This is a genomic window from Pantoea sp. X-Soil-ISGK-259, assembly GCF_059730705.1.
This window is the reverse complement of record NZ_AP035987.1, coordinates 462,838-489,335: the sequence shown is the minus strand read 5'-3', so window position 1 is coordinate 489,335 and position 26,498 is coordinate 462,838. Positions and strand designations below refer to the sequence as shown.

At 51.0% G+C, this 26,498-nt stretch carries 20 protein-coding genes and 2 pseudogenes; 12 read left to right on the top strand and 10 right to left on the bottom strand.

The genetic code is table 11. The annotated features are described in order from the left end of the window. Positions 1 to 33: 33 nt before the first annotated feature. The 4 genes and pseudogenes from AC6I77_RS21495 (at position 34) to araC (ending at position 5,368) form a co-directional block, all read left to right on the top strand. A protein-coding gene (locus tag AC6I77_RS21495; protein ID WP_497817332.1) for an IS6 family transposase occupies positions 34 to 728 on the top strand; the annotation gives its coding sequence in 2 pieces (ribosomal slippage) (positions 34 to 607 and positions 607 to 728; 696 coding nt in all). Positions 729 to 956: 228 nt separating this feature from the next. Beyond that, entirely contained in the window at positions 957 to 2,987 is a 2,031-nt protein-coding gene (locus AC6I77_RS21490; protein ID WP_497817331.1) for a beta-galactosidase, read from the top strand. Further along, complete coding sequence (locus tag AC6I77_RS21485; protein ID WP_003848210.1) at positions 2,984 to 4,408, top strand: MFS transporter; 1,425 nt, start codon at positions 2,984 to 2,986, stop codon at positions 4,406 to 4,408. The genes AC6I77_RS21490 and AC6I77_RS21485 overlap by 4 nt, the downstream gene beginning before the upstream one ends. A gap of 82 nt (positions 4,409 to 4,490) precedes the next feature. Continuing rightward, a pseudogene (gene araC / locus AC6I77_RS21480) lies at positions 4,491 to 5,368 on the top strand (arabinose operon transcriptional regulator AraC). A 214-nt stretch (positions 5,369 to 5,582) separates the two neighbouring features. Here the strand turns inward: araC and AC6I77_RS21475 are convergent. Next, complete coding sequence (locus AC6I77_RS21475; RefSeq protein WP_497817330.1) at positions 5,583 to 6,227, bottom strand: NAD(P)-dependent oxidoreductase; 645 nt, start codon at positions 6,225 to 6,227, stop codon at positions 5,583 to 5,585. Between the two features lie 221 nt (positions 6,228 to 6,448). On the opposite strand from AC6I77_RS21475, the gene AC6I77_RS21470 reads away from it, so the two are divergent. Beyond that, positions 6,449 to 7,143, top strand: a protein-coding gene (locus tag AC6I77_RS21470; protein WP_497817329.1) for an IS6 family transposase whose coding sequence is annotated in 2 segments (ribosomal slippage) — positions 6,449 to 7,022 and positions 7,022 to 7,143 — 696 coding nt in all. Because the reading frame shifts where the segments join, the coding sequence is not laid out codon by codon here. A gap of 757 nt (positions 7,144 to 7,900) precedes the next feature. Here the strand turns inward: AC6I77_RS21470 and AC6I77_RS21465 are convergent. The 3 genes from AC6I77_RS21465 to AC6I77_RS21455 form a co-directional block, all read right to left on the bottom strand. After that, positions 7,901 to 9,958 (bottom strand): pyrroloquinoline quinone-dependent dehydrogenase, encoded by a 2,058-nt coding sequence (locus tag AC6I77_RS21465; RefSeq protein WP_497817354.1) that lies wholly within the window; start codon positions 9,956 to 9,958, stop codon positions 7,901 to 7,903. Positions 9,959 to 10,007: 49 nt separating this feature from the next. Continuing rightward, entirely contained in the window at positions 10,008 to 10,376 is a 369-nt protein-coding gene (locus tag AC6I77_RS21460) for a hypothetical protein (protein WP_140915774.1), read from the bottom strand. Positions 10,377 to 10,864: 488 nt separating this feature from the next. Beyond that, positions 10,865 to 11,698, bottom strand: a complete 834-nt coding sequence (locus tag AC6I77_RS21455) for an oxidoreductase (RefSeq protein ID WP_140034279.1) — start codon at positions 11,696 to 11,698, stop codon at positions 10,865 to 10,867. Between the two features lie 106 nt (positions 11,699 to 11,804). Here AC6I77_RS21455 and AC6I77_RS21450 point away from each other — a divergent pair, with 106 nt between their 5' ends. Further along, complete coding sequence (locus AC6I77_RS21450; protein WP_140915775.1) at positions 11,805 to 12,725, top strand: AraC family transcriptional regulator; 921 nt, start codon at positions 11,805 to 11,807, stop codon at positions 12,723 to 12,725. Between the two features lie 59 nt (positions 12,726 to 12,784). Here the strand turns inward: AC6I77_RS21450 and AC6I77_RS21445 are convergent, their stop codons facing one another. Next, positions 12,785 to 14,263, bottom strand: a complete 1,479-nt coding sequence (locus AC6I77_RS21445; protein ID WP_105099632.1) for a SulP family inorganic anion transporter — start codon at positions 14,261 to 14,263, stop codon at positions 12,785 to 12,787. Positions 14,264 to 14,748: 485 nt separating this feature from the next. Here AC6I77_RS21445 and AC6I77_RS21440 point away from each other — a divergent pair, with 485 nt between their 5' ends. From AC6I77_RS21440 to arsC, 3 genes are all read left to right on the top strand, one after another. Continuing rightward, positions 14,749 to 15,102 (top strand): metalloregulator ArsR/SmtB family transcription factor, encoded by a 354-nt coding sequence (locus AC6I77_RS21440; RefSeq protein WP_008924815.1) that lies wholly within the window; start codon positions 14,749 to 14,751, stop codon positions 15,100 to 15,102. Positions 15,103 to 15,188: 86 nt separating this feature from the next. Then, complete coding sequence (locus tag AC6I77_RS21435) at positions 15,189 to 16,472, top strand: arsenic transporter (protein ID WP_105099633.1); 1,284 nt, start codon at positions 15,189 to 15,191, stop codon at positions 16,470 to 16,472. A 48-nt stretch (positions 16,473 to 16,520) separates the two neighbouring features. After that, positions 16,521 to 16,922: an arsenate reductase (glutaredoxin) gene (gene arsC / locus AC6I77_RS21430; protein WP_140915776.1), complete on the top strand. Its 402-nt coding sequence runs from the start codon at positions 16,521 to 16,523 to the stop codon at positions 16,920 to 16,922. A 363-nt stretch (positions 16,923 to 17,285) separates the two neighbouring features. Here arsC and AC6I77_RS21425 read toward each other — a convergent pair whose 3' ends face one another. Continuing rightward, complete coding sequence (locus tag AC6I77_RS21425) at positions 17,286 to 18,947, bottom strand: methyl-accepting chemotaxis protein (RefSeq protein WP_497817328.1); 1,662 nt, start codon at positions 18,945 to 18,947, stop codon at positions 17,286 to 17,288. Between the two features lie 302 nt (positions 18,948 to 19,249). Between AC6I77_RS21425 and AC6I77_RS21420 the strand changes: the two genes are divergently transcribed. Then, positions 19,250 to 19,702 (top strand): GNAT family N-acetyltransferase, encoded by a 453-nt coding sequence (locus tag AC6I77_RS21420; protein WP_110411859.1) that lies wholly within the window; start codon positions 19,250 to 19,252, stop codon positions 19,700 to 19,702. Between the two features lie 449 nt (positions 19,703 to 20,151). Here the strand turns inward: AC6I77_RS21420 and AC6I77_RS21415 are convergent, their stop codons facing one another. Continuing rightward, positions 20,152 to 20,553: a winged helix-turn-helix transcriptional regulator gene (locus AC6I77_RS21415; protein ID WP_008924809.1), complete on the bottom strand. Its 402-nt coding sequence runs from the start codon at positions 20,551 to 20,553 to the stop codon at positions 20,152 to 20,154. Positions 20,554 to 20,638: 85 nt separating this feature from the next. Between AC6I77_RS21415 and AC6I77_RS21410 the strand changes: the two genes are divergently transcribed. After that, positions 20,639 to 21,574: an aromatic alcohol reductase gene (locus AC6I77_RS21410; RefSeq protein WP_438476011.1), complete on the top strand. Its 936-nt coding sequence runs from the start codon at positions 20,639 to 20,641 to the stop codon at positions 21,572 to 21,574. A 404-nt stretch (positions 21,575 to 21,978) separates the two neighbouring features. On the opposite strand, the gene AC6I77_RS21405 is transcribed toward AC6I77_RS21410, so the two are convergent. Beyond that, positions 21,979 to 22,896, bottom strand: coding sequence for a LysR family transcriptional regulator (locus AC6I77_RS21405; protein WP_140034278.1), 918 nt, complete (start codon positions 22,894 to 22,896; stop codon positions 21,979 to 21,981). Positions 22,897 to 23,026: 130 nt separating this feature from the next. Between AC6I77_RS21405 and AC6I77_RS21400 the strand changes: the two genes are divergently transcribed. Beyond that, positions 23,027 to 24,424: an amidohydrolase family protein gene (locus AC6I77_RS21400; protein ID WP_140034239.1), complete on the top strand. Its 1,398-nt coding sequence runs from the start codon at positions 23,027 to 23,029 to the stop codon at positions 24,422 to 24,424. Between the two features lie 178 nt (positions 24,425 to 24,602). Here the strand turns inward: AC6I77_RS21400 and AC6I77_RS21395 are convergent. Together AC6I77_RS21395 and AC6I77_RS21390 are read right to left on the bottom strand one after the other, a co-directional pair. Beyond that, positions 24,603 to 24,863: pseudogene (locus AC6I77_RS21395) on the bottom strand (transposase); the annotation flags it as partial. Positions 24,864 to 25,239: 376 nt separating this feature from the next. After that, on the bottom strand, positions 25,240 to 26,484 hold the full coding sequence (locus AC6I77_RS21390; RefSeq protein ID WP_497817327.1) for an aromatic amino acid transporter: 1,245 nt from the start codon (positions 26,482 to 26,484) through the stop codon (positions 25,240 to 25,242). Between the last annotated feature and the right edge of the window lie 14 nt (positions 26,485 to 26,498).

The window sequence follows — 26,498 nt, the reverse complement described above, 5'->3', positions numbered from 1 at the left end:
TAACATGCTGTTTTTTTTGTAATGTTGCCGAATATGTCCTTGATCCAAAAATCTTTCCGACGCCTCCATTATCCCGTTGATATTATCGCGCAGTGTGTCAGCTGGTATCTGGCGTACTCACTCAGCCTGCGCAACCTCGAAGAGATGATGGCTGAGCGGGGTATTATTGTTGATCACTCCACACTTCACCGCTGGGTCATCCGCATGGTACCCCGGCTGGACAGGGCGTTTCGCAGATGTAAACGCACAGTGGGTCGTCGATGGCGGATGGATGAAACCTCCATAAAAGTTAAAGGTGAGTGGAAATACCTGTACCGGGCAGTTGACACTGATGGTCAGACCATCGACTTTCTGCTGACGGCTAAACGGGATGCAGCGGCAGCACTACGTTTTTTCCGCAAGGCCATGCGCCACCACGGTGAACCGGAGGTTGTGACCATTGATAAAAGTGGCGCCAATACGGCAGCGTTGACCATACTCAACGCCGGTAAATCAGCAGATGGAAGCATCAGGGTCAGACAGAGTAAGCACCTGAACAACCTGGTGGAACAGGATCACCGAAATATCAAGCGCCGGATACGGCCCATGCTGGGATTCAAATCATTTGGCGAGCGCAGACGATACTGGCTGGCATTGAGTTAATGCACATGATACGCAAGGGTCAGTTTCATCATTCAGCCAACAGTGAATTGTCACCGGCAGAGCAATTTTATCTGTTGGCTGTTTAATAAATCGGCAATGCCACTTTTGCTGACTTGTCTACGCTAATGCGACAGAGCCGTTAATACGGTAGAAAGATTAAAACAGATTAATGATCCTCTCTGTCCTTTTGTGATGGACTTCATAAGACTCACTGGGCAGCGAGTTTTTCTATGTTGCCAGCGACATGCTTTATCTATCTCTGACCGCCTTGCTCTAATTTATCCGCTAAGCATTTACAATAAAAGGCGGTTCAAGTGGAGAAGTTACTATACGGTGTTGCTTACTATCGTGAATATATGCCCGAAGAAAGGCTGGATGATGACATACGCCTGATGAAGGCGGCAGGCATTAATGTGGTTCGTATTGCTGAAAGCACATGGAGTAGTTATGAACGACAGGATGGGGAATTTAACTTTTCCAGCGTACTGGCCGTTCTGAACCGCATGCATGCTAACCATATCGCCGTCATCATCGGCACGCCAACCTATGCCATCCCTGCATGGCTTGCGAAAAAACATCCTTCGGTTATGGCCACCACCCCACAGGGAGTGAACAAGTATGGTCACCGTCAGAAGATGGATATCACCAGCCCGATTTACCTACGATACGCCGAGCGGGTTATTCGCAAATTGTTAGACGCCACTGCCAGCCATCCAGCCGTGATTGGTTATCAAATCGATAATGAGACTAAATATTATGATACCTGCGGAGAACCCGTTCAGCTTGGCTTTGTGGAGCATCTGAAAAAACTGTTTGATAACAATGTTGAAAAAATGAATCCCGAGTATGGACTTGATTACTGGAGTAACAGGGTCGACGCCTGGGAAGATTTCCCACCGCTTGAAAGTACTATTAACGCAAGCCTGGGTGCCGCTTTTCAGCGCTATCAGCGCGGATTGGTCACGGACTTCCTGGCCTGGCAGGCAAAACTTATCAATGAGTATCGTCTCCCTGGTCAGTTTATTACGCATAACTTTGATTTTGAGTGGCGGACCTGGTCCTTTGGCGTTCGTGGTGAAGTTGACCATTTTACGGCCTCTTCAGTGCTGGACATTACAGGGGTAGATATTTATCACCCAGGCCAGCATCAGCTTACCGGTGTGGAAATAGCCTTCTGCGGTGACATTGCGCGTACGACAAAAGACTCGAACTATTTTGTTCTGGAAACGCAGGCGCAAGCGTTTAAGAACTGGACCCCTTACCCCGGCCAGCTCTTTCTCCAGGCTTTCAGCCATATTGCATCTGGTGCCGCGATGATAAGCTACTGGCACTGGCACTCTCTGCACAACTCATATGAAACGTACTGGAAAGGACTGCTCAGCCACGATCTCGAGCCAAACCCTGTCTATAACGAGGCTAAAAACATCGGTCAAACCCTGGCTCGTCTTTCTCCGCAGCTCACGGGCCTGAAAAAACATAATCGTGTCGCACTGCTCGTCAGTCAAGACTCATTGACGGCTATTGACTGGCATCCTCACAAGGGGCACCAGTTTGGCCGTCATAAGGAGCATCAGTATAACGACACGGTACGCGCTTATTATGATGCCCTTTACCGCCTCAACATTGAGGTGGATATTCTTGCGGTTGACGATCCCCGGCTGTCCCGTTATCAATTGCTGATTGCCCCCCTGCTTTACGCCGTTTCTGAATCATCTCTGCAACGTCTGAATCAGTTTACCCAAGAGGGCGGACACATCCTGTACGCCTTCAGATCTGGCTTTGCCAATGAACACCTCAAAGTCAGACATGTCAGACAGCCAGCCGTCATCAGGGAAGCTGTTGGCGCAAATTATCAGCTATTTGTTGAGCCGCACGAAGTGACGCTTCAGTCCGATCAGCTAAACATCCCTTCCGGACAAGCCATTGTGTCTGACTGGATGGAGCTGCTGGAAGCCGATGCCAGCGCTGAAGTCTGGGCCAGTTATAGGCACCCCTACTGGAATAAATATGCGGCTATCGTTCACAACCAGTATGGTGCCGGAACGACAACCTACGTTGGCTGCAGCATCAGTTCTGAAGCCGTGGAAGCGGTGCTTCTCCGACTGATTGAAAAAACAACTCTGGATGTCGCCACTATATCGCTGGACTATCCGGTAACGGTGAGACATACGGTTAACCGTTCAGGCAATACCGTTCTTTTCTTCCTTAACTACTCCAGCCAGCCTCAGACCATGACCCTCACGTTTAATGCTGACGAGTTATTGAGCGGACAGCATTACTTGCAGGGGCAGTCGCTCAACCTTGCGGATTGGGGCGTGGCGATTTTTGAAGTGGAGAAACAATGATGACCTCTAACTCATCAAGTCATGATCTGCAGCGTATTAGCATACGGGAACGTCTGGCCTTTGGCGTGGGTGATTACGGCACCAATTTAACGTATACATTAATGGTGACCTTTCTGGCGTTTTATTACACCGATGTTGTAGGCATTTCTGCTCTGCTGGTTGGATCACTGATGTTCTTTGCCCGTGTTCTGGATGCCATTATCTGTATTTATGTAGGTATACGCATTGATAAAACGCGCTCCAGCCTAGGCAAAGCCCGGCCCTGGGTGCTGTGGACCGCCGTTCCGTTTGGTCTGTCAGCCATTTTAATGTCGACCGTCCCGAACGCCAGTTACACACTGAAAGTGATATACGTCTGCATTACCTATCTGCTAACCAATATTATGTTTACCGCGAATAACATTGCCTACGGTTCGCTCCTCGCTTTAATCACGCGTGATAATTATCAGCGTGGCATGCTGAGCGTCTTTCGGAAGGGATTTTCAACCTGTGGTTCACTTACTGTAGGGGTATTAACATTGCCGCTGGTAGCATTTTTTGGGAACAGCAGCACGTCTTGGATGATCGTATTCGCTATTTTTGGCATATTTACCTCCGTATTTCTGCTTCTAACCGCGCTGGGTACCCGGGAGCGCGTAGAGCCGGTGAACAGCAATAACAGCCAAAGAATTAATGCCAGGCAGGTCACGCGTTCAGTAATGGCAAATCGCTACTGGCTCATCATTTTTTTCTATCTGATGATCACGTTCACCAGCCTTACGGCATTGTCAGCAGTGGGGGTGTATTATTCAAAATATGTTCTTGCCGATATATCACTGATTGCATACATCAGTATGGCCCAGTATATACCAGGGTTGCTTACGCTGATGATCATCCCCGCGCTGCTTAAAAAACTGGGGAAACGGCGCCTTGCCATGCTCGGATTAACCATTTGCTGTGTTGCTTACCTGCTCCCATTGTTCGACAAGCAAAATGCGTTGTTTGTGATAGTGGCAACGGCGGTACGTAGCGTGGGATTTTGCGGCATTGGTGCCACTATGTTCGCCCTTCTGGCAGACACTATCGACTACGGTGAATGGCGAACCGGGTTACGTATTGAAGGCATTCTCTTCAGTGCAGGTACGCTGGGTCAGACACTTGGTATGGGGCTGGGTACGGCAAGTGTAGGCTGGATACTGGGTGCGGCCGGATTTGTTAGTGGTGGTGGAGCCCATCAGTCTGAAACCGTCATCAACACTATCGAATTTTTGTTTATCTTTTTCCCGCTAATCCTTGCGGCGCTAAACCTGGTACTACTCTGGTTCTACAAGCTCGATGATTTCTATCCCCAGGTAGCACAGGATTTATCTGCCGGCCGTTATCAGCAATCTGAGGGAGCGAACCCTGCGGCCATGAGTGACGGTTTGCTAAATCCGAAGTGATTTCTGCTGCATAAGATTACATCTCCCCTTCAGCAAGGGGGACAATATAGTATCTAAAATTTTGAAACAGGAACGGGTGAAAATGGAAGAAATGAATGAAGCAGATTTGTTAAGCTTTTCGCCGCTAATGAAAAGATTCTCTTTTAATGCATTCATGGTTTCCGGATTCACCCCTATAAACCCTGGCAGTAAACTCGATTTTTTTATCCATCGCCCTAACGGAATGAAAGGTTACATGATTAATCTGACGTTGAAAGGCGAAGGGATTATTTATCATGCAGATGGAGAATTTTATTGTCAGCAAGATGAGATGCTGCTATTTCCTCCTGGTGTTATTCATCACTACGGCCGGGCAAAAGAGAGTATTGCCTGGGATCATCTTTGGATCTATTTTATCCCCCGCCCTTACTGGACTGACTGGCTGCGCTGGGACAATAAACAGGGAGACATCGGCCGCATGAAGCTTCCTGATAATTTGCACAGCAAGGAAATGGTTCAGCTCTTTAAGGAGGTTATATCGGGTATGCAGTAGGAGCATCCCTGCCGGAAGCACTGGCCATGAATGCGCTTGAGCGTATCATCTTAAAGGCTTTCCAGCTTCAGCCGGCCAGCAACCAGCATAATCGGGATCCGCGTATTCTGATTGTCTGTGATTACATCAATAAGCACCTGTCCGAAGATACCCGTATCGAAGCGCTTGCGCGCCTGACCTTCCTCTCAGCTTCACGGCTCACTCATATATTCAGAAAAGAGATGGGCAATACCATTTACGGCTGGCGTGAACAACAGCGTATTTCTCGCGGCTGTGATCTCCTTCGATATACCCAGCTGAATATCACTCAGATTGCTCGCGCGGTAGGCTATGAAGACCCACTTTATTTTTCACGCGTGTTCAGTCAGCATAATCAGCTGAGTCCACGCGATTACCGAAAAAATTTTGAAAGAGCTTCCCTATTTTAGCAATGCAGAGCCTTTATGCTCTTCAAGCGTGGCCACAATTTTTCCCTGTTTTAATTAAGGGGTGCCAGTAAGTATTGGAAGCAATAACGAACTCCTGCTTCTCGCTTCTGGAAGACATCAGCTTAGTGCCAAAAGCGGACCTTCATCCGATAAAAACACATCACAGCCGCAAAAGAGCAGGAATGTCATAACAAGCAGACGGTCTGAACAATGATTAATATCCCAGCGTCCGGTCCACTTCATTGACAAGAGGAGTGCCGTTCCTCATCCATTGCAAGTTATCAATGAACTGGTCCACAACCGGCTCTGTTGATGGTTGCGCGACAATATGAGGTGTCACCAGAATTTTCATGTGGCCCCAGAATGGACTATCGGGGCCTAACGGTTCCGCGGCGAAAACATCCAGTGCAGCGCCGCTGATGTGTCCGTTCTCAACGAGCTCAAGCAGATCCTGCTCTACCAGAATTCCCCCGCGGGCCAAGTTGATGACATAACAACCCTTATGCAGCCTGGAAAGCATATGTCTGTTCAAAAGATGACGCGTCTCGTCAGTCAGCGGAAGCAGACATACCAGAAAGTCACACTCTTCCAGAAAGGCGACCAGGTTCTGCTGTCCGACAAACCGCTCAACACTGACATTACGTGATGCAGTGCGGGTCCAGCCGATTACCCGGAATCCGAGCGCAGCGACGGCTTGAGCGACCACCACGCCTGTCTGACCAAGCCCCATGATCCCCACGGTTGACTGACTGGCGCTGGCAACAGTTAAGCGCGACCACTTCGCAGAAGCGTGCTGCCGCTCAAGCGTTCGCAGATCGCGAAAGTGACGCAAAATCTGCATTACGACATACTGAGACATACTGTATCCCAGCCCGATGTCACAGGCGCGGGTCACTTTTACCTCCGGAGGGAGATCGCGGGCCTGAAGTATTCCGTCAGCCCCGGCCCCCACCGACGCCACCAGTCTGAGCTGCGGCAACCGCGGTGCTGTTCCTTCAGGCAGGGAAAAGGTAAAGATGGGGCTCTGTCGCATTAAGGAGCCGTCAGGTAACATGCTGTTTTTTTGTAATGTTGCCGAATATGTCCTTGATCCAAAAATGTTTCCGACGCCTCCATTATCCCGTTGATATTATCGCGCAGTGTGTCCGCTGGTATCTGGCGTACTCACTCAGCCTGCGCAACCTCGAAGAGATGATGGCTGAGCGGGGTATTATTGTTGATCACTCCACACTTCACCGCTGGGTCATCCGCATGGTACCCCGGCTGGACAGGGCGTTTCGCAGATGTAAACGCACAGTGGGTCGTCGATGGCGGATGGATGAAACCTCCATAAAAGTTAAAGGTGAGTGGAAATACCTGTACAGGGCAGTTGACACTGATGGTCAGACCATCGACTTTCTGCTGACGGCTAAACGGGATGCAGCGGCAGCACTACGTTTTTTCCGCAAGGCCATGCGCCACCACGGTGAACCGGAGGTTGTGACCATTGATAAAAGTGGCGCCAATACGGCAGCGTTGACCATACTCAACGCCGGTAAATCAGCAGATGGAAGCATCAGGATCAGACAGAGTAAGCACCTGAACCACCTGGTGGAACAGGATCACCGAAATATCAAGCGCCGGATACGGCCCATGCTGGGATTCAAATCATTTGGCGAGCGCAGACGATACTGGCTGGCATTGAGTTAATGCACATGATACGCAAGGGTCAGTTTCATCATTCAGCCAACAGTGAATTGTCACCGGCAGAGCAATTTTATCTGTTGGCTGTTTAATAAATCGGCAATGCCACTTTTGCTGACTTGTCTACGCTAATGCGACAGAGCCGTCACAGCGGCGCAGCCATTACCCATGCCTTTCTCATTTCGCTTCTCATAATGGTCGCCTGCCTGACTATCGGGGCAGCACTGTGTACCCGGCTTATCCGGCTCGGATCGCTCCGCGAGCCCGGCCCGCGTATCCCAACGGTAACTAGCAGGCTCAGCTGGCTGCGTTGCAGCGGCCAGCAGATAGACTCTCTGTTTTCACTTAAGTGGTGCACAGCCTATGCATGGGAATCTGATCGCTTCTTCAGTCTGGAACGACAGAAGAGTGGCCACTATTTCAGCAGTCATCGATCAAGCAGACAGGGCAACAGACCCAGTTCGCATTAAGTGAGCAGCAGATGCGCCATCACTGATATCAACCTTACTGACAGGCATCACACACTTATGGAAGGAATTGCGCCGCGAGGCCCGGAGTAATGGTGCATTTCAGCGCCCTGATCGACAACATTGCGTCATCGTCCATTACAGAGCTGGTTAAAAAGCATGCTAAAGCGGGGTTGGTTAAGCTGGCGCAGTAACAAAGCTAACGGGGTGCTTTAATCGGTCAAATGAACTGCACCTCATCAGTCAACAAGGCTTGTAAAAATTTCACAGGATTACGGCCAAAACGCAGTAAAATGGTCTGGTTTTAACAGGCACGTGATGCCTGGACGAAAAAAAATGGGGCCCTGAGGCCCCATGCTACTTAGCGTTTCTTCGGCGTCTGTTATTCAGGAAGGGCGTAAACCACCACCTGATCACCCACCTGATCTTTCAGGATGGTATTACCACCCGCGACAAACGCCACATACTGACGGCCTTTGTACTCGTAGACCGATGGGTTAGCTACCGCAGGGGCTTCTGCCTGATCGGACCATAATTCTTCGCCGCTCTCAACAGAGTAGGCGCGAACTTTTGCATCCATTGAAGCACCGATGAAAATGACGCCACCTGCCGTTACAGCCGGGCCGCCAATCGTCGGGGAGCCCCAGCTTTCTGGCATAAAGAAGCCATACTGCTGTGATGCGCCAACAGGACGACGCCATTTAACGTCACCGGTGTGCATATCAATTGCGACGATTTCACCAAATGGCGGCTGCCAGCACGGCATACCCAGCCAGTTGTTTGCAACCATCAGGCGCAGGCCGTAGGGCGCGCCTTCCTGAGGGGCAAAACCGCTTTCATTGCCGGAACCGTTATCCGCTTTTTCATAATCTTTGCGGCTGTAAAGTTTCACATACTGCACAATGTGAGAGGTGTTAACGATAGCAATCTGTTTTTGTGGATCGAACGCCACGCCGCCCCACTGTACGCCACCGGCACTGTCCGGGTAGGTCAGTGCACCTTCGCCTTTGGTCGTTGGCGGCGTATACATACCCTCATAGGTCAGCTTATCCCACAGTCGTGAACACTGACCGGCACCCACCACATCCGCCAGTTTCCAGATTGCCGGTTTTTTCGACTGATCGAGCAGCGGCGCAGGTTTGGTTGGGAATGGCTGGGTTGGCGAGAGCACTTCACCCTCTACGGATCCATCACCCTGAGGCACCGGTCGCTCTTCAATCGGCCAGACATCCTCGCCGGTCAGACGGTTAACCACAAACAAAAAGCCCTGCTTGGTGGCCTGAATCAGTGCCGGGATCTGTTTACCGTTGACGGTGATATCCATCAGCGTTGGCGCAGAGTTGATGTCGTAATCCCACACATCGTGATGTACCCACTGGCGGGACCAGACGACCTTACCGGTATTAATATCCAGTGCCGTGGTTGAGGTGCCTAGTGGAATAGGCGCGGTACGGTTACCGCCCCAGTAGTTAGGAGACGGCGACGAGACAGGCAGATAGACCAGACCGTGCGCTTCATCGGCAGACATATGGGTCCAGACGTTAGCCGTACCGGTGCGTTTGCGAACCTCCGCCGGAATGGCTTCAAATGTCCATTCACGTTTGCCGGTCTGCGCGTTGACGGCAAAAACGGTGCCTGGAGGGGCTTCAGCATAGGCCCAGTCTTTACCTGCCCAGCCAATCAGAAGATGGTTACCGACAACCGTGGGTGGCTGTAGCACCGACAACGGGTATTTGGCATTCACAGTGTTCCACTGATTAAGATCTAATATGCCATTTTCCGCAAAATCGCTGCACGGCTTACCGGAATCCGCATCCAGCGCAAAAAGTTTGCCATCCACGGTTCCCATGTAGACGATCTTCTGACAGGCCTGGCCGGCAACCGGATTTTTAGCCTGCCAGTAGGATACGCCACGGTTTTTCAGAACCGGCTGAGTCAGCGCTTTACGGGATGATTTAGTGTCATAGTGCCACTTCTCTTTACCTGTGCCTGGGTCAAGCGCGATCAGGCGATCAAACGGTGTACCGATATAGAGTGTCTGATTGGCAAAAATGGGTGTTGCTGACCAGACGGTAGCGGGTGTATCGCCTTTACCATCGGAGACATCGCCGGTATGAAACTCCCAGACTTTCTTCAGTTTGCTGACGTTGTCAGCGGTAATCTGTTTAAGAGGACTGTATTTCTGCGCATTCAGCTGACCATGAAAGCTGTCCCAGGTGGCAGAGGCGGGCACCAATGGGGTGGCGGGATTATCCGCAGAGAGGACATTTTCTGCACTATGCGTACCGCTTGATGCTTCATCAGTCGTTTTTGTCGTGCCTGGCGACTGTTGATTGGCCGCCTCAGCATCGACTTTTTCGCGCGCGCCCATTGAGGCTTCTGCGGCTTTATCCTGCGCATGGAGAGTGAGCGGCGCAAGCAGCAGCGCCAGTGCCGTCATACTGACTTTCATGAGTGGAGAATAGTGATTGTTTTGCACAGGGGGTTCCTCAGGCGTTGACGCGATGGCGGACGGAGTGATTGTTAAGTGTAATCAGGCCAATCAGGCCAATCAGGCCGATCACCATCGCTGCGGTAATGATGTACTGATGCAGCAGCGCAGCAGCAAAACCGATACCGATCAACAGGAGTAAAGTCAGCACCATTAACGTAATGCGCGCACCACGCCTGGATGCGCCACGCAAAAGAAACGTCAGCAACGCCAGTACTACGCTGGCAATAGCCACACCCAGCGCTCCGATGGTGCCAGTCACGCCGGTCAGTGGTGTGAGCCACGCATACAAAGCGACCGCGAAGCCAATCACGGCGGCGAGTAGCATGAGTAAGCCGCCCAGGCGGGAAGGTTGAGAGTGCATCATACCGGTAAATCCTTTTTGAATTCGATCAGTCATTAAATATGGCGCACTGACGTAATTTTGCGGATTATTTTTCCTGAACCCGGTAAAGGGAACTATTCACGCAATCCACACAACGATTATTGGTCACTAAACCTCCTGTCGGAAGGTGAGCGCCCAACTGTTTTCCCCGTTCTTCTGTCTTTCAGCCCAAAGCGGTCAGAGAGTACGGGTATCGACGCGGAATTGCGCGTCTTGAGAAGGCGTATATGAAAACTATGCTCATCACCACAGTCGTAATCAGTTAATGCAGCCAGCAGTGTTTTATTTCGACAGGAGAAATGATGTTATGCAACGGATAATTAAGACATCGCTGTGCCCAAATACAGGACGTGCAGGCGCATGACATCTTGAATAAAGAGCAGCATAAAGATCAGTAAAGCGCCGGAGTGAAATGGCCGCTGGTGCGAGCGGCCATCATTATTCAGGGAACGCTTTGTATCAGTAACGGTTTACCCATCCGTTGAGCGTGTGAGGTTTTCCCATTGATCTATTTCCCGACCTAATGCGGCGAGATCCTGCCGTACTAACGATAATGCATCACTGCCTAATAACAAATGCCTGGGTGGGTTCTGACTGTTAATTAATGTCAGGATGGCGTGAGCAGCCTTGACGGGATCACCGGGTTGCTTACCACTTTTTTCCTGACGTGCCTGACGAATGGGGTCGAATAAAGCGTCATAGTCCGGGATACTGCGGTCGCTACGCACCATTGAACGCCCGGCCCAATCCGTGCGAAACGAGCCGGGCGCCACGGCAGTCACATGTATATTAAAGGGTGCCAGCTCTTTGCTTAATGTCTCCGATATTCCTGCCAGTGCAAATTTGCTGCCACAGTAATAGCTTATGCCGGGCAGCGTAATGAAACTGCCCATTGAGGTGATATTAATGATGTGTCCACGGCGCCGATGGCGCATTCCCGGCAGGACAGCTTTGATCATCGCGACTGCGCCAAACACATTCACGTCAAACTGCCGTCGCATCTCAGCGAGCGAGGATTCTTCCAGAATGCCCTCATGGCCATAACCGGCATTATTTACCAGGACCTCAATGGGCCCGACGTCGGACTCAATCTCATTGACTACCTTATCAATACGCTCAACGTCCGTGACATCAAGCAGTCGTCCAAAAGCGCGCTGTGCATCAAGCGCCTCAAAAGCCTTTTGGGCTTCGCGGTTGCGCACAGTACCGATGACTTGATGGCCTGCGGCAAGTGCTTCCCGTGCCAGCGCGAGACCAAAGCCACTGCTGACGCCGGTGATTAAAATGGTTTTTGCAGATGTCATAAAAAAGAACTCCCATACAGTGTGAAGGTTGCATGGTATTCTCAGTATCGCCGCATTCTTAGGCCGTATCTTCTCTTTTTCTTGCCTGATTTTATGAGGTGGCGGGATGTCAGGAATCATTTCTCTGGTGAAAACACTTGCGGTGCAGGAGGGATACAACCTCACTGCCTTACCCGATGTGCGCATTTTGCGCTCCGACCGACCGCTTAGGAGAACGCCTGTCCTTTACGATCCGGGCATTGTGATCGTCTGCCAGGGCAGTAAATGCGGTTATTTCGGTCAGCAGACTTATCTATATGATGAGCAGCACTATCTGGCGGTTTCAGTGCCCGTACCCTTTGTGATGGAAACCGACGCGTCGGCAGAACATCCGTTACTGGCGATGTATCTGCATCTGGACTTTCAGCTTGCCGCTGAACTGATGCTGCAGATTGAGAAGCATGGCACCCCGCATCCCTCGGCAGTGCCGCAAAGCATGATGTCGAGCATAATGGATGACAGGGTTAAAACGGCTGTGCTGCGCTTGCTCGAAGTCCTGAATGATCCGCTTGAGGCGGAGATCCTGGGTCCTGCACGCCTTCGTGAACTCTATTTTCGCGTGCTGACAGGCGTACAGGGCAACGCAATGCGTGCCGCGCTGGCCTTACAGGGCCAGTTTGGCAAAATCGGCAAAGCGTTACAGCGCATCCATGCCACTTACGCGGAGCCGTTAACGCTGACACAACTGGCGATGGAGACGGGAATGAGCGTACCGACGTTCCATCATCATTTTAAAGCGATAACCCGGATGCCGCCGATGCAGTATGTGAAATCGATACGCCTGCATCAGGCGCGCATGCTGATGGTACGCCAGCAGATCACCGCGGCCGCCGCGAGTTATGCCGTTGGTTATGAAAGCCCGTCGCAATTTAATCGCGAGTTCAAACGCCTGTTTGGCTTGCCGCCAGCAGAGGAGATAAAACGTATGCAGCGTCATTTTGTTGTCCCGCCTCCGCAGCCAGCGTCGGTATTCATTTCATCGCATTAAGCTTTCTCAGTTTCGCGGAATAGGGCGTGCGGATTGGCACGCCAGTGATCTCATGTGGATTAATGGCCACCCATTATCCGTTCAACCTCTTCAGGTTTGTCATGCACACCAAAACGGTCAATGAGCGTGCGGGTTGCGTCGTTCATGCCCCGGATTTCCACTTTGGCACCCTCGCGGCGGAATTTAATCACGATGCGGTCCAGCGCGTTGATCGACGTAATGTCCCAGAAATGCGCGAACGTTACGTCAATCACCACTCTTTCCTGAGTTTCCTGAAAATCAAAGTGGCGGGTAAAACGATCTGCTGAGGCAAAAAAGACCTGGCCTGTCACTGTGTAGGTTCGGGTATCACCCTCCAGTGACGACCTGACTGTCATAAAATGGGCCACTTTTGTGGCAAAGTTCAGTGACGCAATCAGCACGCCGGTCAGCACACCAAACGCAAGATTGTGGGTTGCCACCACCACGACAACGGTCGCCAGCATTACGATGCTGGTTGAAACCGGATGGGTCCGCAGGTTCGTAATTGATCGCCATGAGAAGGTGCCGATGGAAACCATAATCATCACCGCAACCAGCGCCGCCATGGGTATCTGAGACACCCAATCGCGCAGGAAGATCACCATCAACAGTAGCACCACGCCGGCCGTGAGAGTGGAAAGCCGCCCCCGTCCACCCGACTTCACGTTAATCACTGACTGACCAATCATGGCGCAGCCCGCCATGCCGCCAATAAATGCCGTACAGACGTTGGCAATGCCCTGCGCCTTGCACTCGCGGTTTTTATCGCTCGGGGTGTCGGTCATATCGTCCACAATAGTGGCGGTCATCATGGATTCCAGCAGCCCTACAACGGCAAGGCCGGCGGAGTAAGGCAGGATTATCAGCAACGTATCCATGTTCAGTGGAATGTCCGGGATAAGGAACACCGGCAGGCTATCCGGCAGCTTGCCCATGTCGCCTACGGTGCGCACATCTAAATGCAGCCACATGGAGATGGCGGTCAGCACCACGATGCAGACCAGCGGGGAGGGAAGGGTTTTATTGAGGTAGGGAAAGAGGTAGATGATTGCCAGGCCTGCGGCGGTGAGCGCATAGACGTGCCAGGTGACGTTTGTGAGCTCTGGCAGTTGTGCCATAAAGATCAGTATCGCCAGCGCATTGACGAAGCCGGTCACGACCGAACGGGATACGAAGCGCATCAGGCTGCCGAGTTTCAGGTAGCCGGCGAGCAGCTGCAATATGCCGGTCATTACCGAGGCAGCAAGCAGATACTGCAGGCCGTGGTCCTTAACCAGCGTGACCATCAGCAGCGCCATTGCGCCGGTTGAAGAAGAGATCATCGCCGGACGGCCGCCAAAGAAAGCCATGACGATGGGGATACAGAATGCGGAGTAGAGTCCAACCTGCGGATCTACGCCAGCGATAATAGAAAAGGCGATCGCTTCTGGAATGAGTGCGAGCGCGACAACAATACCAGCAAGGACGTCACCACGGACGTTGCCCAGCCAGTCCTTACGCGTCGAGGACAGCAGCATAGTAATTTCTCAGATTTTGAATACAGTCAGCCCGGGAGGGCAAAAAGTTTCAGGTACAAAAAAGCACATCCGCAGACAGGATGTTTTCGAGTGTGCGACTGAGATTACTCAGTGCGACAGGGGAGGGTGAAGACTCAGGGTGGCGTAAGACGCATGATTTTTGAGTTCTCCTTTAAGGCAAAAAGGTGCCTGCAGGACTGAATTTAGCCAGCAGAGACGGTGGAGGCTGCGCTGACGGTGATGTCCGTTCTTATCCGGACAGGCAATCAACTATAAACGAAAGGGATGTGAGGTCAACATTTGAGCGCGCAGAAGGGTGTCGGTGACAGCCGCAGAAACGGGCATGCAGGTACGCGCCATCCGGGGCATAGCACAGTAATATGTGAAACCAGCTGAACAATATATGTGGAATGATGCATGTGTGTTGACGGCACAGAGATAGAAAGTCACACTGTTTTTTTACCCCTGTTATCGGGAGCTCTATCATGCCCCAGCTTTCTCCTCTTCAGCTCTTCAAAGGGCTGTCGGACGAAACGCGTTTAAACCTTGTCCTGCTTTTGCGCGAAAAAGGCGAACTCTGTGTGTGCGAGCTGACGCTTATACTGAAAGAAAGCCAGCCCAAGATATCGCGGCATCTCGCTTTACTCAGAGATACAGGCCTGCTGATTGACAGGCGAGAGGGCAAATGGATTCATTACCGGTTGTCACCTCACATGCCCGCCTGGGCGGCAGCGGTGATTGAACAGGCTTATCTTTGTCAGCGGGATGACATTTTGGATCTCAGCAAGCAGGCTGAACGGGACAACGTGACCACTAACGGCAAATCTGTCTGCATTTAAAAATTTTATACATACACATATGTTTTTTCATATGTATTTTGAATTGCTGTGCCCGTTATGACAGGCGCAGTATTAAAGGAGAGTGTATGTTTCTGGCGGGTGCAGTTTTTATCCTGACACTGGTACTGGTTATCTGGCAGCCGAAAGGGCTCAGTATTGGCTGGAGCGCCGTTATTGGTGCTGCGCTGGCACTGCTCACCGGCGTGGTGCATATCGATGATATTCCGGTTGTCTGGCAGATTGTCTGGAATGCCACGGCCACGTTTATTGCGGTCATCATCATCAGCCTGCTGTTAGATGAGTCTGGCTTTTTTGAGTGGGCGGCTCTGCATGTTTCCCGCTGGGGAGGCGGCAGAGGCAGACTGCTGTTCACCTGCATTATTTTGCTGGGCGCGGCGGTGGCGGCGCTGTTTGCCAATGACGGTGCTGCACTTATCCTGACGCCCATCGTCATCGCTATGCTGCTTGCGCTGGGTTTCAGTCCGGCTGCCACGCTGGCATTTGTTATAGCGGCCGGCTTTATCGCGGACACGTCCAGCCTGCCGCTTATCGTCTCGAACCTGGTCAACATCGTGACGGCGGATTTCTTTAAGCTGGGCTTTAGTGAGTATGCGTCCGTCATGGTTCCGGTGAATATCGCCTCTGTTGCCGCCACGCTGGGAATGCTGCATCTGTTTTTCCGCAAAGAGATTCCGGTCACCTATGACCTGACCAGGCTGAAGCGTCCACGGGAAGCCATTCGTGACAGGCGAACCTTTAAAGCCGGCTGGCTGGTTCTGCTCCTGCTGCTGGCCGGCTTTTTTGGTCTGGAGCCGCTCGGCGTGCCGGTTAGTCTGGTTGCGGCGGTGGCGGCATTTATCCTCTGGCTGGTTGCCCGAAAAGGGGCGGTTATTGATACCGGTAAAGTGCTGAAAGGTGCGCCCTGGCAGATAGTCATCTTTTCGCTGGGCATGTACCTCGTCGTGTATGGCCTGCGCAATGCCGGACTCACGGATTACCTATCGGCTGCACTGAACCGGTTTGCGGAGCACGGCGTCTGGGGTGCGACGATGGGTACCGGTTTTCTCACAGCCTTTTTGTCATCAGTGATGAACAACATGCCAACGGTCTTAGTCGGAGCGCTCTCCATTGACGGCAGCACCGCTCAGGGTGTGGTGAAGGAGGCGATGATATATGCCAACATCATCGGCTGCGACCTCGGCCCGAAAATCACTCCGATTGGCAGCCTGGCAACCCTGCTGTGGCTGCACGTTCTGGCACAGAAAAACATCAGCGTCAGCTGGGGCTATTACTTTCGCGTGGGCATTATCATGACCCTGCCGGTGCTTTTTGTGACGCTGGCCGCGCTGGCCCTGCGTCTCTCTGTTTAACCTTAATCTGGCGCTGCGTGCACGCACCGTCTTAAAGGAACATCGCTAATGACTGACATAACTATTTATCACAACCCGGCCTGTGGGACGTCTCGTAACACCCTGGCGTTTATCCGCAACAGTGGTGTAGAGCCTTTAGTGATTCTGTATCTGGAGACGCCGCCGACCCGCGACGAGCTGCAAAAACTGATTGCAGAGATGGGAATAAGCGTGCGCGAATTACTGCGCAAAAACACGGAACCGTATGAGCAACTGGGGCTGGCAGAGGACAAGTTCAGCGATGATGAACTGCTTGATGCCATGCTGGCTCATCCTATCCTCATTAATCGTCCGGTGGTGGTGACGCCGCTCGGCACAAAGCTTTGTCGTCCGTCGGAGGGGGTTCTGGAGATTCTGCCGGACCCGCAGCAGGGACCGTTTACCAAAGAAGAGGGTGGGAGTAATCAGTGAAACATCAGCGCGTCTGATAACGTCAACGTGGGCAGATTCGGTTACGCTTCAGGCAGACCTGAGAATACCTTGTGGGCATGTATCAGAGCGGATACGGCAGGGCCGCAGAGAGCGATGTTATCCGCAGCGGATAAAAGCGCGAAGGTAACCTGACCGTAAAACGGCTGGTTACTCTCAATTTAATTGTGAAAGGTTCTCAGTTAATGATAAAAAACCCGCCATCTTCAGCGGGTTGAACAGTTAAGTCGTTCAAGTTTTATTCCAGGCGCCAGCTCCAGCAGTGAAGTGGCACATTTCAGCCTGGAAGAAAACGCAAATTCTGCAAGACGAATTAATATTAAAACAGATTAAAGCGCTGAATCATCAAAAGCTTTGCCAGTTCTGATCACCTGCTGCCGCGACGGCAGGACCTGTGCGCAAAACGGGTGCGGCCGGTACCGGGCGGTTTACATTGCTGTGTGATGGCGACGCAGGGACAGACGATGAAGCGAGCGTGAAAGTATTGACCAGCTGGTTAAGTGACGCCGCCTGCTCCATCAGCGAACGTGAGGCTGCAGAAGCCTCTTCAACCAGCGCGGCGTTTTGCTGTGTTACATCGTCCATCTGATCCACGGCTTGATGAACCTGTCCGATTCCCTGAGACTGCTCACTGGCCGCCACGGATATTTCATCGACCAGATGAGTAACCTGACGAACGGCATCGTTCATTCTGGCAATATTTTCGCCCACACCTTCTGCCTGTGCTGAGCCAGCCTGAACAAAGCCCATAGACGATTCGATAAGCGCCTTGATTTCACGCGCTGAAGACGATGAACGCTGCGCAAGATTGCGGACTTCACCGGCCACGACGGCAAAGCCACGGCCCTGCTCACCAGCACGGGCAGCTTCTACAGCGGCGTTGAGGGCCAGAATATTGGTCTGAAAAGCGATCCCCTCGATCAGTGAAATGATATCGGTGATTTTCGATGAGCTTCCCCGGATATCGCTCATTGTTGACAGCAGAGTGTGCACACGACCTGCACTGTCTTCTGAGATTTCATGCGCATTTTTTGCCAGCTGGCTGGCAAGACGCGTGTTTTCTGCGGTCTGACGGACGGTCTCACTCAACTCAGACATACTGGCAGCCGTTTGCTCCAGTGAGGCAGCCTGCTCCTCAGTACGGGATGAGAGATCTTCGTTACCGGCAGATATCTGCGCCGAGGCTGAGCTGACCGACTGAGCAGAAGCTTCTACTTTTGAAAGCGAGGCTGAGACATTGCCGATGAGCTGATTGAAGGCCTTCGCGGTCATGCCGATTTCATCCCGGCGTGACTCGTCCACCCTGAGGGTAAGGTCAAGCTTCTCGCTGGCTGTTTCCATGGTCTTCCGCATACCATTCAGCTGACTACGGATGGCGAAAATAGTTTTCAACGCAAAGAATGCAAGAATAGTGATAGCCAGCGCGGAGCCACCCATCAGGCTCCAGAGTGTCACCTGATAACTCCGGTCGTTCTCTTTTCTCAGGGCTTTACTGATGTCCACATTAAGCTGAAGCTGTTTCTTGTAACCTGCAATCAACTGGCGTGCCCATTCGCCAAGGCCGTCATTACTTTGAAGCGCGCCTAGCGCAACAGCGTCATTCTGTGCGCGTGAGCCAGCAAGAAACTCCGGAAGTGAGGCGTCAATTTTTTTTATGGTAGAGAATGCATCCTCAGTTAACTGCCGGTCTTCCTCATTGGAAATGTCGTTGCTGAGGTAAAACTGATTCATGGATTTGATATTGCTGATAGTTTCATCAATTTTTTTTTCAACTTCAGCCTGGCGCCGGGGTTCTGTTGCACTCTGGTGGCGGTACAGCCAGATAATTAGCGTATTACTGTCGTCAATCAGTTTGCCCAGATCCAGAAGCGATGGAACCGTGTTTTCCTGCACATACTGAAAGCGGGACTGAAATCCGCTAGCAACGAAGACGGCCACAATAACCATCGCGACCAGCGCGGTAGAGAGAAGTGAAAAGGTGAGCAATAATCGCTGTGTAATTGTCATCTTTATTCCTGCTTTTTTAAGTGGTTAATGATATGGGCTGTCTATTTGAAAATATTCAGCATATCTATCGGCATAAAGATGAACTTAATTAGAAAAAAACTGATGTTTCAGGTAACTGAAGTTCAGTGCAGTGTCTTGACTGGCATAGTCGTCGTAAGGATCAGAAATACAGGTTGGGAGTAACGTCTGCTTCTGGCACAAAGCGAACATTGATGGCATTAGCCATGAGAGGGTGCAATTGTCATACTGGACACAATTATAATTCTGTCCAGACCATGCAAATTGAAATCACAGGAAGAATTATGGACATCCAACTCACAAGCGTTACCCCGGACAGCCCAGGATTTGCTGAGTTAAGATCGCAGAGCATGGCTGAAGGATTTAACATGTTACGCCGACTGCAAGATAACTGGCTTAGCGGACAGAATCGCTTTGATAGACCAGGAGAAAAACTAATTGGGGCATCTATAGATGGATTAATGGTTGGCGTTTGTGGACTTAACATCGATCCATTTACCTCAGAAACTGGCATCGGACGTCTGCGACATCTCTATGTAGACTCAGGATGGAGAAAAAGGCAGATCGGCAGTGCCCTGCTCAGTGAGATAATTAAGGATTCTGACCGCTGGTTTGATTTTATCAACACAAACGCTCCTCCATTGGCATTCATTTTTTATGAACGAGCTGGCTTTGTTGCTTTAACTGGCATAGAAAAAGTTACCCACCATCTCTGCCTCAGAGACCCTGCGCGTTAATACAGTCATCTTGTGGATTGACCACATATTCTGTCCAGTGAACCTTTTTTACAGGAATGCCGGCCAGGGTATAGTCCTGGCGTAATCAAACCGTAAATCAGAGACATTACATTAAATCCATGCCGCCTGGACACACTGCGTTTCTGAGCAGGTTTGCAGAACGGCGACTGGAAAATCTTCAAGATATCAAAGGAACTGACTGGCAGCTTTGAGCGAAGAGCGGACCTGTAGGCTAAGAATGTAGGCTGCAATACCATTATGCTGATTTATTGTGCAGTGAGGTATCCTGCATCCTGCATCCTGCATCATGTTAATGAAGACAATATTCATAGCGATTAGCCAATCGGCATTTTTTCTGAAAGAGAGTATGTTGAACCGTCTGCTTTGATTAGAGTTTCAACATTCATAAAGTCCTCTGTTCTCTGCCTGCCAGTTTGTCACCTGAACATTCAATCACCGTCGTACTGTTCTCTTGCTACCCGAAAATAGCTGGAGGAGGTGATAATCCAGGACCATAAAGGTAACATCCGCATAAGCATTTCTTTTCCCATATGGGTAATCGCATAAACCACCCGGGGCAATTTTTCCTCGTAATCACAGCGGGATATAAGCCCGTCCCGCTCCAGATGGCGTAATGTTCGCGTCAGCATTCTTTGAGTGACATCCGTAAGGTAGCGGCGTAACTCACCATAGCGAAGAGGTCCGCTGGTACCAAGAATATGCAGCACGCCCAGCGACCAGCGATTACCTGCATGCGCCAGGATCTCACGTTTCAGTCCCTCATCATCGTTGCTTAATTCTTCACAAAACTCCTTTGAAAATTGCAACAGTGCTTCCCGTTCAGACTCCATATCACCTCCGGTATCCTGTGTGTGCCTAATTGAACCAGGCTATGTCAGCTGTCAGGATGACGTTTTAATACAACAGGAAGCAAGAATGAATTTCGACATAAAACCTATAAACACTGTTCTTATACTGGGTGCTGGAGAGCTTGGTATTCAGGTACTGAGAGCGATAAGCAATAAAGCGCAGGCGCATACTCATGTAAAAATTAGTGTGTTACTCAGAAGCGAAGCCGCTCATGCTGTTTCTGGTTCACGCAGGGCACGGCTGGATGAACTGATGAAGCTTGGGATCGCTGTGGTGGAGGGCGATCTGCAGGAAAACAGTATTGATGAACTGAGTGAGCTATTTGCTTCTTTCGACGCCGTCATCAACTGCAGTGGTTTTGTTGGCGGCCCGGGAACGCAGATAAAAATTACGCAGGCGGTATTGAAAGCGGCTGTAGCTCGCTACTTTCCATGGCAGTTTGGCGTTGATTATGACGTTGTGGGTAAAGGCAGCGGGCAACAAGTCTGGGATGAACAGCTTGAAGTTCGCCACCTTCTACGCCAGCAGAATGTGACAGGATGGGTCATTGTATCTACAGGTATTTTTACCAGCTATCTGTTTGAGCATGATTTTGGTGTGATTGACGCAAAAAGTAAAACTGTCTGTGCTCTGGGAGACTGGCAGCACGCCGTAACGCTGACCACACCTGAAGATATCGGCCAACTGACAGCGGACATTTTCTTCCATCAGCCCACTTTCCAAAACGAGATTATCTATATTGCAGGTGATACGCTTACTTATAGTGAACTTGCTGATTTAATGCGTGACCACTGGGGTGCTGAAGTAAACAGAAAATTACTGGACAGGCAAAAGCTCCAGGATGATGTGCAACATAATCCGCAGGATGTCGGGGCAAATTACCGACTTGCTTTCGCACGGCCTGACGGAGTAGCCTGGAATAAGAGCGATACTTACAATCAACGTCAGGGGATTGCAACTACAACGGCCCGTCAGTGGCTTGCAAAACAGCATGGAATGTAGCAGTCCGGTACTGACAAAAGCACAACATTACGCGGTGCATGCCAAAGTCTGATACCGATGTCGTTAATATATTGCTCTATATTTCACCGAAAAAAATTTCCTGGCAGTTTTGCTGACAAGACGATTGGCCCACGTATGCTAAAAAGGCCAGAACGTAAAGTGATGGCCCTAACTTAGTTAGGGAGGGCCTTTGTATTGGATCAAGGTTTTAATGTCCGCTTCTGGCACAAAGCGGACTGATGCATGGCCAACGTCCGCTTTAGGCGAGGAGCTGACGCTAACGTTATTTTTTAAAAATTTGGTTTGTATCTTTTTGCATTAGTCTGTAGTCGAAAAATATTGCGTCGGTTATTTACCCTATGTTTTTCTCAACATTGTAATAAACGCGCTGCCTGAGCCGTTTTCTATGGGGAAAACTGCTTTTCACCTGCGCCTTCGTTGAAAAGCCCGGCGACCCAGTCAGCAAAAGCACGCACGGCGGGAGAGAGAAAACGCTGATGCGGATAGAGCATCGTCACCGGCACGGAGGGTGGCTGCCAGTCCGCAAGAACCTCGACCAGTTTGCCTTGCTGCAGATTCTTTGAAATCACATTCTCAGCAAGCTGCGCCAGCCCAAAACCCTCAAGACACAGTCTGATGTAAAGTCCCGTTTCGTTGACGGCTGTATCCCCCTCCACCGGAACAGAGAAGGCCTCAGCGCCTCGTATAAAACGTAGCTCATTAGTGCGTCTTCCCGAACCGAAAAAGTAATGAATCGCCCTATGCTGCGATAACGCCTCCGGCGTCTCAGGAATACCGTATTCCCTGAGATAGTCCGGCGAGGCGCAGGTCAACCAGCGAAACCGGCCAAGCGGACGTGCAACCAGTGTGGAGTCAGTTAATTCACCGGTTCTTATGACGCAATCTACACCTTCCTGCACAAGATCGACCTGCCGGTCGCTCACACCAATCATCAGGTAAATATCCGGATAAAGTCGGTAAAAGTCTTTCAGGTTGGGCAGGACGATGAAATGCGCGATCCCACCGGGCATATCAACCCGCAGGCGCCCACGGGGGCGCCTGTTCGAATCAGCCAGACTGGCTTCAGTATGTTCAATTAAAGCCAGAATTTCCCGGCATTGCGCCAGATACTGCAGGCCTTCAGGCGTAAGGCTGACCCGTCTTGTTGTGCGGTTCAGCAGACGTACCTGCAGGTATTTCTCCAGGTTTTTAATAGTACTGGTAACAGTGGAAGAAGGCAGTGACAGCGTTTCTGCCGCGCGTACAAAGCTCCCGGCCTCAGCAACCCGTATGAAAATCTGCATAGCCTGAATCCGATCCATCATCCTTCCCATGGGTAAAAACTGAGTCTGATTATTCGCAAATTATGAATTATGAAAACGGTTTAAGCACCTTTTTCAGGATAATGGCCTGGCGTATCGTTTCCACATTGATCAGGAAAGAGGCAAGTTAATGACCGGGTATATCAGAAATATTGTTAGCAATCAAAATGTCACTTCACAGGCTATGTTGATTCGTGGTGCCACGATACTGAGCATGGACGAGAGCGTCGGTAACATTGAGCGCGGTGATATTCTCATCAACGGTTCAACGATTACCGCTGTGGGTCAGAACCTTGACGTTCCGGGCGCTCACGTCATTGATGCCAAAAATATGATTGTCATGCCGGGTATGGTTGATTCCCATCGTCACGCCTGGGAAGGTCAGCTGCGCCGCATTAACCCTAACGCCACCTGTCTGGACGACTACAGCAACGCCACGCACTTCTCGTTCGCTAAATATTACCGCCCTGCAGATATCTATGTCGGTAACCTGCTGACGGCGCTGGGTGCGATTGACGCGGGCATTACCACGATGATTGATAATTCGCATAACAGCCGCACCGCAGAACACGCCGATGCCGCAGTCGAGGCCCTGTTTGATAGCGGTATTCGCGCTATCCATGCTTCCGGCGCACCGGTTGCGGGTGAATGGGATAATGCGCACTGGCCTTGCAACTGGCAGCGTCTGCAGGAAAAATATTTCAGGGATAATCCAGAGAGTCTTGTGACGCTGGGCGTCATGGCTCAGCTGGATCCGGAATTGTGGGCTGAGGCCCGCAGACTGGGGCTGCCGATTGTCACCGAGTTCTTTGGTGCTGAAATGGCCTCCGAGCTCGAATCACTGCATCAGCAGGGTCTTCTTGGCCCGGACAATATCTTTAACCACTGCACAGCCCTGCCTGATGAGGGATGGGAAATCCTGCGCGACGCCGGTGTCCGGGTCAACGTCTGCCCGCGCTCAGATTCGCACTATGGGATCGAAAGCGGGATGTTCGCCATTGAAGCCGCGCAGCGTCATGGCATCAATCCTGGACTTAGCGTGGACAATGAAACGTCTTACAGCACCGATATGTTTACAGAAATGCGCGTGGCGTTCTATCTGCAGCGTGTGATGGGTATGCATAAGCAGCACTGCTGTAATTCAGAGCATTCGCTGACAACGCTTCCGGCTGCTAAGTTGCTGAAATCGGCAACCGTTGATGGCGCGTTTTGTGCCGGACTGCAGGACAAAATCGGGAGCCTGACGCCAGGCAAACAGGCTGACCTGATCCTGATTAACGCGACTGACCTCAACCTCTATCCAAACGGGAATGCGTTTGGCACGGTGGTGCATGCTGCTGAACGCAGCAACATCGATACCGTGATGATCGGCGGTCGCATCGTCAAGCAGAACGGCAAAGTGCTGGGTGTGGACAGCGAGCGCCTTCGCGCAGCGATTGACGAATCACGTGAGCACCTTTTTGCGGCAGCAGGGTATGAACCAGACATCTTTGCGGAAAAATTCCTGCCACCTATTCAGTCTGACTGACAGAGACGAACAGCATGATTATTCGCCGGCTTGCAGCATTGTGTCCTGTGGAGTTTCGGATCAACCAGAACTATCACCAGGCCAGCGAAGTGCTGGGCGTTGAACCGAATATTGGGGACAAACTTGTCAGCCCGCAGGTACGACAGTGCTAAAGACCTGAAACCTCACACTTGACTTACAAGACTTCATATTTTTGATTAATTGTCAGAACTTACGGATGAGAGTCATCTGAAGTGCCTCCCTGGCAAGTATGGCTTCAGCGAGCAGCTTCCTGAGGCGTGTATTCTCCTCTTCAAGCGACTTGAGCTGCTTCACTTCAGGAACCTCCAAGCCGCCAAACTTCTTGCGCCAGGTGAAAAAATGACGTCGGAAATAGCTTTTTACGGCAGAATTCACCGGAAGAAAAAACAGCCTCATCTGAGCGGAGGATACTGATGATCTGTTCGTCGGAAAAAGCTTCCTGGTAGGGGTGTACGCAGGTGGCTTATGAGGACATCACTTACATCGCCTGTGTTAATCAGCGGAGGGCAGGTCAGCCTGTTTATGCAGGAGGTTATATTACAAAAGCTTTTCTGGTTTAAGGATAAGGGATGTAAATCAGAACTGCTAATTTGACCTTTATCAGCTAATACAAAGCTGGTGGCGGGGTAGATAGTTAAGCACGGGATTTTGCCTGCGATGTTCATGGCCGTACGGTGTGTTGTTAACCAATCGGCCAGAAAGTATGCAATTGACGCACTTCCTGACCGGCTTAATCATTAAATTACAGGCTGTTTTGCAGGAAATTATTATGTCATCAGACCTTTCTGATGACGTTAAAATACCGGCAACAGATCAAACTCGCTCAGCGCCCATGAAAGGATGTTCAGGGCGGCGAATACCATAATCATGCACAACTGAAGCCCGTCCCACTGGCTGCGCTGATAGCCTGAGTCATGACGGGATCGCATTTTCAGATGAAGTAATCCCGGAACAATCACTGCCCATACTGTCGCGATTAGCCCGGCATAACCAATCGCCCTAACAAACCCATCCGGAAAAAGCAGAGATAAACTCAATGGCGGCAGGAACGTGATCGCTGTGGCTTTGAGGCGTCCCGTTCTGGTCCTGGGAAGAGTCAGGCGGTCACTGATGTAATCCACAAGGCCCGCTGTCACCCCAACGAACGAACAGATAACGGCAAAATGCGAAAATATCGAGAACAACAGCGACATTCCGGCCGTATAACCGCGCAGACTAAACGCGTGCATTAGCGCGGCAATGTCGCCGCCCTGGCTGGCAATTTCCGGAAAGGCTGAGCGCGGAAGGTTACCCATCGTGCAGATTATCCAGAAAAGATAGATAACCAGCGCCACGGCGGTGCCTGTGTACAGGCATATTTTCACACGTCGATGATCGCCATTGTAATAGCTAATCAGACCAGAAATGTTTCCATGATAACCGAATGAAGCAAGGCAGAATGGCACGATGCCTAACATATAGGGCCAGTAGGATGCTGCCGGATTCTGACTGTCCAGCAGGTAGTCGACATTCACGGTAGTAAATAAACCACCAAACAGGATAAGTAACAGAACAATTTTAGTGATGAGCAAAACAGACATTATCCTGCCAATGGTGCTGGTGCCTAACCAGACGATGGCAGCCACGGTCAGGCTTAACATAACTTTGGCTTCGGATGATGAAACCGTTTTGCCGGTCAGTCTGCTCAGTGAGTGATCATAAACAGGCCCGACCGCTGAAATATAGGCGTATGTCAGAATGCCCAGCACGAAAACCAGGCTCAGGCCATTTACTTCAGCCCAGTTACGGCCTAATACATCACGGACGATTTTGTCATAGCCGGTTTCCAGAGGGTAATGCTGGCTCACACGGTGAAACATCAGACCACTGATTAACATACAGACCCAGCTAAACGTCAGTATCAGTAACGCCCATCCAAACCATGCCCCGGCCATCACGACCGGCAGGACGAACATGCCTGCACCCACCACGGTGCCGCAAATGATGGTCGCTCCCCAAAATACCGAAGGAGAACGCCTTGAAATTGCAATATCTGACATAGGGGTTCCTGAAG